This window comes from Lysobacter sp. 22409 (assembly GCF_052045105.1).
GTDB classification, from domain to species: Bacteria; Pseudomonadota; Gammaproteobacteria; order Xanthomonadales; family Xanthomonadaceae; genus Lysobacter; species Lysobacter antibioticus_B.
This window is the reverse complement of sequence record NZ_JBQEOE010000089.1, coordinates 1-7,077: the sequence shown is the minus strand read 5'-3', so window position 1 is coordinate 7,077 and position 7,077 is coordinate 1. Positions and strand designations below refer to the sequence as shown.

The following is a 7,077-nucleotide window of genomic DNA, read 5'->3' as shown; positions in this document are numbered from 1 at the left end:
GGCCGGGTTACTTTCTTTTGCTAAGCCCAAAAGAAAAGTAACCAAAGAAAAGGGCTCTCCTTGCAAGGGCACAAGTCACGAGTGCGATGCCCGCACCGGGATTTTTCGATAGGACATCCTTGTCCTATCGAAAAACGCCGCACGTCCTGTGCGCCGCCCTCCGGGTCTACGTGTGTTCTCGCTAGCTCGGTACTGCGCCAAGCGCATCAAGGCAACGACAACGCGGTCGCTCTTGGGTAGGAGCGGCGCGAGCCGCGACCGCAAATCTCGGCTGACGAAAATCTGTCGAAGCCACTTCGATCCGATGCTCTGCCTCTGCCTTTGGCTGTGCGTCGCCGAGCACTCGCGAAGGCAATAGAAGACCCGAAGGGCGGCGCGCAAGGATGCGGGCCGTTTTTCATCGGGACAGGGATGTCCCGTATGTAGAGCCCCGCGTCGGCATCGCTCGTGCGGGCCCTTGATTCAAAGAAAAGCAACTTCTTTGGTTAGCTTTCTTTTGTTGCTTATGACAAAAGAAAGTAACCCGCCGCTTTAGTGGCGGAAGCTTTTGGCGTCTGATCTAGATCTCGGTCTTGCTTGAGAGTTGCGCCGCAAGACCATCACAGCGCGGTCGCGGCTTGCGCCGCTCCTACCCTAATCGCGAAAGCACGCGGCTTCGACGGATGACCACAGCGATGCAACCGCTGCGCGTCCCGCAGTCGCGGCTCACGCCGCTCCTACAGGGGAAGAATTCGCGACGTTCCTACAGAGAGGGCCGCCGGTTCGGACCGGCGACGGTTTTACGCCGCCGCGGTCGCCGCAGCCGCCGGACGCTCCGGCCATACGGTCTTCGCCAACAATTCGTCGTTCCAGTCGTAGTTCACCGCACCGTCGTTGACGAACAGGCTGACGAAATTGAATACGTTGCGCGCGTACATCTCGCTGGCATGCACCGCGCCGCTGCTGGCGAGGTTCAAAGGGCCGGCGATGGTGACGCCGTTGACGTCGATGGTTTCGCCCGGCCGCGTCAGCTCGCAGTTGCCGCCGGTTTCGGCGGCCAGGTCGACCAGCACGCTGCCCGGCTTCATGCCGGCGATCATCGTTGCGGTCACGATCTTCGGCGCCGGGCGCCCGGGCACCGCGGCGGTGCATACGATCACGTCGATGTTCTTGAGATGCTCGCCGAGGCGGCGCTGCTGTTCGGCGCGCTCCTCGTCGGTGAGCTGGCGCGCATAACCGCCCTCGCCCGCGGCGCTGACGCCGAGATCGAGGAACTTGCCGCCCAGCGATTCGATCTGCTCGCGCGTTTCCGGGCGCACGTCGAAGCCTTCGACCTGGGCGCCGAGGCGCTTGGCCGTGGCGATCGCCTGCAGTCCGGCGACGCCGGCGCCGACGATCAGCACCTTCGAAGGCCGGATCGTGCCGGCTGCGGTGGTCAGCATCGGGAAGAAGCGCGGCGCCAGTTGGCCGGCGATCAATACCGCCTTGTAGCCGGCCATGCCGGCCTGCGAGCTCAGCACGTCCATGGCCTGCGCGCGCGTGGTGCGCGGCAGACGTTCGAGCGGAAAGGCCTGCAGGCGGTGGGCGACGATCGCCTCGCCGCGGGCGGCGTCGGCCTGCGGCGCCAGCAAGCCGACCAGGGCCGCGCCTTCGCGCAAAGCGCTCAACCGGGCCGGATCGGGCGACTGCACGCACAGCACCACATCGGCCTGGCCCAGCGCCGCGGCGGCATCGTCGGCCAGTTCCGCACCGGCCTGGACATAGGCCTCGTCGGTGAAGCTGGCGGCACGTCCGGCGCCGCGCTCGATGCGCACGCGCGCACCTCGGGCGACCAGTTTCTTGCAGGTTTCCGGCGTCAGCGCCACGCGCTTCTCGCCAACCGCCGTCTCGCTCGCAACGCCAATCGTAATGCCCGACATGCTTCGCTCCGTGCCCCGTTCGCCGCATCGTAGCGGAATGACCGGCGGCCGTGCGATCTCGGTGGCCCCGCAACCGGACCCAATGCCCGGATCCAACGCCCGGATCGAATGTGCTCGGCGAACCAGGAATGCGAAACCCGCCTTGCGGCGGATCGGGGTAAAGACGCTGCAACGGTCGGCCGGTACGGCCGCTCGCCTCAGATCACCCGGTCCAGGTGCCGGCGCACCTGGCGCATGGCCTCATCGAACGCGGTGCGCTCGGCGCCGACCACGAGGCGGCCGGCGGAGGCCAGCGTCGCCAGCTCCTCCGCCGAGGCGACCAGCGCGCGTACGCCGCGGCGGTTGACCAGCAGGAAACGCGAGGTCAGCGGGCTGCTCCAGGCGACCTTGACCGCGATGGTCTCGCCCTGGGTATTGGTCAACCGCAGCCAGTCGCCGGGTTCGAGCTGGCGCATGCGCTCGGCCAGCAGCGGGTCGTGATTGGCCGAGGTAGTGCCGGCGGCAAGATAGAGCCGGCGTTCCTCGGCGACGTCTTCCTCGACCTCGGCCGAACTCGGCAAGGGGTGCTCGGCGCGTTCGATGTCCGGTGTGACCAGGGCGCGCACCAGGCCGGCCATGCCGTGCTGGGCGGCGCTGTCGTCCAGGCCGGAACTCGCCAGGCACTGCACGATGATCGGCTGCAGCGCGAGCAACTGGTCGGCCAGTTCGCGGCCGCGATTCTCGGCGGCGAGGCGATCGGCCATCACCAGGGCATCGCCGAGCGCCAGCGCCTGCGCGCGGCGCTTGGGATCTTCGTTCTCGCGCAACAGCACCTGGACCATGTGATGGCGCCAGGGTGTGGCGAGGAAATCGGCGACCGCCTGGGTCAGGCGCGCTTCGCCGATGCGTTCGCGCACCGCCGCATCGGCCTGGCCGCGCGCCGCGCCGAGGCGCTCGCGCCCGTAGGTGGCCTTGGCCGCACGCTGTTCCTGCAATTCGATGCGGCGCCGGTGCTGGGCCAGCAAGGCGTCGAGTTCGGCGTGGGCCAACTCGAACACCGCGAGGTCTTCGTTGTAGTCGGAGACGATACGCTGCGAAATCGACGAGGCACGTTCGAGCAGATCGCGGTCCTGCGGCGTCTCGCCGTCGTTGCCTTCGCAGGCTTCGGTGATCGCATCGAGCAGGCGCCGCGCCGGGTGTTCGCGTTTGACGAACACCTCGTTGTCGGTCAGCGCGACCTTTACATAAGGCATGACCAGGCGCGCATAGACGCGGCGCGCACGGTCCTGCAGGGCGTGGTTGCGGAACAGCGAGTCGAACAACAGCGCGACCAGGTCGATCGCGTCGTCTTCCTCGGCGCTGAAGCAGGTCTGGTCGGGATTGAAGCCGAGCCGGCGCGCGCCGTCGTAGAGCTGGTCGCGGATGGTCTCGCCCAGGCGTCCGGACACCGCCAGCGCACGGGCATAGGCGTCCGGCGGCTCGGGCTGCAGCAGCGAGGCCATGCCGACGACTTCGTCGACGCGCAACTCGCGCCGCGGCGCCATCGAGCGCTGCGGCATGTGCGCGGGCGGCAACCCGCCGGCCTTGACCAGGCCTTCGCGCCAGGCGTGCAACTGCGAACGCAATTCGGCCAGTTCGTTCGCCATCGCCGCGACGTCGGCCTGCGAGACCGGCTGCGACGGATCGTGGCCGCCGTAGTTCGGCGCGCGCGCTCCGCCCGGCTGGCCGTGAGCGGCGTGGCTTTCGCCGCCGTAGCCGCCCATCGCGGCGTTGTAATCGTGCATAGGCGTCGAAGACTCGCGATGAGGCACGGTGTCGAATACGTCGTCGAGCGTGTTGCGCTCGCGCCGTTCTTCGGCCGCGCGTACCGGCGCGCCGGGCGCCATGTTGCCGAGACCGACGCCGTAACCCGCGGTCGCCAACAAGTTATTGATACGGCCGTAGAGATCGCCGAGCAGCCGCGCGAGTTCGTGTTCGTACTCGCGGAACAGGCGGAGCCGCAGGCTCTCGGTCACCTGGGTTTCGGCGTAGACCGAGATGAAGGCCTTGACCAGCCGGTACGGGCCGAAGGGGTTGATGCCGGTCGGCGAGCCGATCGAGGCCGACAACATCTTCAGCCGCCCCTGCAGCATCTCCAGCGGGCGCAGATAGCGCTGCTCCAGCGATTCGGTCAGGCGCTCGCCGTCGAGGTCGAAAGCCAGTTGCTGCTCGCCGACCAGTTGCAGCGGCGAACCGCCGAGCCCGCCGACCGCCGAGGCCGGCGCACGGAAGGCCTCGAAACCGAGCCCGACCTGCTGCCGAAACGCCATGACATGGCTGGCCTGCTGCTGGCGCAGGACCCACAATGCGGCCTGGTCTTCGTATTGGTGATTGCGGCCGTCGCCCTTCAGCGACTCGGCCTTGAGGGCTTCTTCGATCGGTGCGTACAGGGTGCCGGGCAGCCCCCCGAGTTGCTCGAGCGTCTGTCGTTTGATTTCTTCGAGCACGCGCGACGGGTCGGTGCGCGTGGTCTGAGCGACGCCGTGCAAATGACCGGACACTAACGAAGTTCCCCTGGATGCTTGACGCAAGCGCGTCGGTTTCCGACTGCCTCTGCAGGATAGTGCCAAGATGCGTCCATTAATGCTTCGCCGTTCATTTTTGTGACAGGAGTCAATTTGTCTTCCATGCAACCCAATGATCTCGACTTGCTGCGCGCGCTAGATAACCGACGTTCGGTGCCGGCGAAGCAACTTTCCGCCCCTGGACCGGACGAATCGACGCTTCAGCGTATGTTGCAGTCCGCTGTGCGCGTACCCGACCACGGCAAGCGCGTGCCCTTCCGCTTCCTGGTCCTGCGCGGCGACGACCGCCACGTGCTCGGCGAACGCGTCGCCGCACGCGGCATCGAACTGTTTCCCGAGGCCGGTCCCAGCGCCGTAGAGAAGGATCGCACACGCTTTTCTCACGCACCGATAATCGTCGCGGTGATCGCCAAGCTGGGCCCGGATGAAAAGATCCCCGAGTTCGAGCGCACCCTCACCGCCGGCTGCGTCTGCTTCGCCCTGCTGCAGGCCGCGCAGGCCTTCGGCTTCGGCGCGGTCTGGCTGACCGGCTGGCCGGCCTACGACGAGCAGGTCAAGCACTGGCTGGGCCTGGCCGCCGAGGAACGCATCACCGGTTTCATCCATATCGGCACGCCCAAGCTCGAAGCGCCCGAGCGCGACCGCCCGGACCCGGCCGACCTGACCCAGATCTGGTCGCCGGCCTGAGCGGCCGCGTGTTTGAATGACGCCATGACTACCGCACCGCGCACTCCGCTTTATCTGGTCGACGCCAGCCTCTACGTCTTTCGCGCCTGGCATTCGATCCCGGACGAGTTCCAGGACGCCGAAGGCTGGCCGACCAACGCCGTCCACGGCTTCGCCCGCTTCCTGCTCGAGCTGATCGAACGCGAGCGGCCGCGCCACATCGCCATCGCCTTCGACGAAGCCCTGGACTCGTGCTTCCGCAATGCGCTGTACCCGGCCTACAAGGCCAACCGCGATCCGGCGCCGGAAGCGCTGCGGCGCCAGTTCGGCCACTGCAAAGCCTTGTGCAGCGCGCTCGGCCTGCCGGTGCTGGCCCATGTCGAATACGAAGCCGACGACCTGATCGGCAGCGCGCTGGCGACCATGCGCGCACACGGCTACCGCGGCGTGATCGTCTCGGCCGACAAGGACCTGTCGCAGTTGCTCGACGGCCACGACGAGCAGTGGGACTTCGCCCGCGGCCAACGCTGGACCGCCGAGGGCGTGCCGGCGCGGCACGGCGTGCTCGCGCGACAGATCGCCGACTATCTGGCCCTGACCGGCGATGCGGTCGACAACATCCCCGGTGTGCCCGGCATCGGCGCCAAGACCGCGGCCGCCCTGCTTGGCCACTTCGACACCCTCGATGCCTTGCTGGCGCGCGTCGAGGAAGTCCCGTTCCTGCGCGTGCGCGGCGCCGCCAGCGCGGCCGCGCGCCTGCGCGAGCACCGCGCCCAGGCCCTGCTGTGCCGGCAACTGACCACGATCGCGGTCGACGCGCCGCTCGGCGACAGCAGCGGCCACTTCGTGCGCGGCCAAGCCGACGCCGCCGGTCTGCTGGAACTGTGCGATCGCCTGCGTTTCGGGCCGATGACCCGCCGCCGCCTGCACGAAGCGGTCGGACTCGACTTCGCGACGTCACAGGTTCCGTCGTAGCATCCTTCTCTTGCAACAAGACTGCGATGCGATGACGCGAGGAACGCAATGACGCCAGCCGACCACGGACACTCCGACCGCCACTCCCCCGGGCACGACGCCGAACGCGTCGAGACCCTGTACGACGGCCAATGGCTGCGCATGATGCGCCGCGGCCACTGGGAGTACGCCGAACGCACCCACGGCAAAGGCATGGCGGTGATCATCGTCGCGGTGACGCCGCAGGACCGGATCCTGTTCGTCGAGCAGTACCGCGTCCCGTTGGCCGCACGCACGATCGAGATGCCGGCCGGCCTGGTCGGCGACGACCACGCCCACGACACCCTCGAATCGGCCGCGAGCCGCGAACTGGTCGAAGAAACCGGCTGGGAACCGGCTCGTGTCGAAGTGCTGTTGACCGGCCCGACCTCGGCCGGCATGAGCAGCGAACGCATCGCCTTCGTCCGTGCCACCGGTTTGCGCAAAGTGGGCGACGGCGGCGGCGTCGACGGCGAAGACATCCTCGTCCACGAAGTCCCGCGCGCCGATGCGCCGGCCTGGCTGATGCGCAAGCAGGCCGAAGGCTTCGAGCTCGACCTGAAGCTTTGGGCGGGCTTGTGGATGATCGACCGCAACCCGGACGGCAGCGCCGCCTGAACCGCGGGCTCGCCTGATAGAGACCTCGACGTTGTAGCGACGACGGCCGCATGGCCGTTGCCTTTGCCTTTGCCTTTGCCTTTGCCTCTGCCTCTGCCTTTGCCTCTGCCTTTGCCTTTGCCTCTGCCTTTGCCTCTGCCTCTGCCTCTGCCTTTGCCTCTGCCTCTGCCTCTGCCTCTGCCTTTGCCTCTGCCTCTGCCTTTGCCTTTGCCTTTGCCTTTGCCTTTGCCTCTGCCTCTGCCGGATGAGCTTGGCGCAGTACCGAGCTCGCGAGAACCTCTGGAGACCCGGAGGGCGCCGCACAGGACGTGCGGCGTTTTCCGATAAGACAGGGACGTCTTATCGGAAAATCCCGGCGC

The 7,077-nt window shown here is 67.4% G+C and carries 6 protein-coding genes; 4 read left to right on the top strand and 2 right to left on the bottom strand.

The genetic code is table 11. The annotated features are described in order from the left end of the window. Window positions 1-779 precede the first annotated feature (779 nt). Entirely contained in the window at window positions 780-1,898 is a 1,119-nt protein-coding gene (locus tag ACTJJK_RS22890; protein ID WP_031374173.1) for an NAD(P) transhydrogenase subunit alpha, read from the bottom strand. 197 nt (window positions 1,899-2,095) lie between these two features. Next, on the bottom strand, window positions 2,096-4,417 hold the full coding sequence (locus ACTJJK_RS22885) for a DUF1631 family protein (RefSeq protein ID WP_161786171.1): 2,322 nt from the start codon (window positions 4,415-4,417) through the stop codon (window positions 2,096-2,098). Window positions 4,418-4,543: 126 nt separating this feature from the next. Between ACTJJK_RS22885 and ACTJJK_RS22880 the strand changes: the two genes are divergently transcribed. From ACTJJK_RS22880 to ACTJJK_RS22865, 4 genes are read left to right on the top strand one after another with little or no spacing between them, the layout of a single operon-like run. Continuing rightward, window positions 4,544-5,128 carry a nitroreductase family protein gene (locus ACTJJK_RS22880; protein WP_031374171.1) on the top strand — a complete coding sequence of 195 codons (585 nt, stop codon included), beginning with the start codon at window positions 4,544-4,546 and terminating at the stop codon, window positions 5,126-5,128. Window positions 5,129-5,152: 24 nt separating this feature from the next. After that, window positions 5,153-6,082 (top strand): 5'-3' exonuclease, encoded by a 930-nt coding sequence (locus tag ACTJJK_RS22875; protein WP_031374170.1) that lies wholly within the window; start codon window positions 5,153-5,155, stop codon window positions 6,080-6,082. Between the two features lie 48 nt (window positions 6,083-6,130). Next, window positions 6,131-6,718: an NUDIX hydrolase gene (locus ACTJJK_RS22870; RefSeq protein ID WP_440731338.1), complete on the top strand. Its 588-nt coding sequence runs from the start codon at window positions 6,131-6,133 to the stop codon at window positions 6,716-6,718. Between the two features lie 50 nt (window positions 6,719-6,768). Further along, window positions 6,769-6,966 carry a hypothetical protein gene (locus tag ACTJJK_RS22865; protein WP_440731337.1) on the top strand — a complete coding sequence of 66 codons (198 nt, stop codon included), beginning with the start codon at window positions 6,769-6,771 and terminating at the stop codon, window positions 6,964-6,966. Window positions 6,967-7,077: the final 111 nt, after the last annotated feature.

Excerpts from the sequence above, each read along its gene's own strand:
- ACTJJK_RS22875 (WP_031374170.1), top strand. The coding sequence starts at position 5,153 with ATGACTACCGCACCGCGCACTCCGCTTTATCTGGTCGACGCCAGCCTC.
- ACTJJK_RS22890 (WP_031374173.1), bottom strand. The coding sequence starts at position 1,898 with ATGTCGGGCATTACGATTGGCGTTGCGAGCGAGACGGCGGTTGGCGAG.
- ACTJJK_RS22870 (WP_440731338.1), top strand. The coding sequence starts at position 6,131 with ATGACGCCAGCCGACCACGGACACTCCGACCGCCACTCCCCCGGGCAC.
- ACTJJK_RS22880 (WP_031374171.1), top strand. The coding sequence starts at position 4,544 with ATGCAACCCAATGATCTCGACTTGCTGCGCGCGCTAGATAACCGACGT.
- ACTJJK_RS22865 (WP_440731337.1), top strand. The coding sequence starts at position 6,769 with ATGGCCGTTGCCTTTGCCTTTGCCTTTGCCTTTGCCTCTGCCTCTGCC.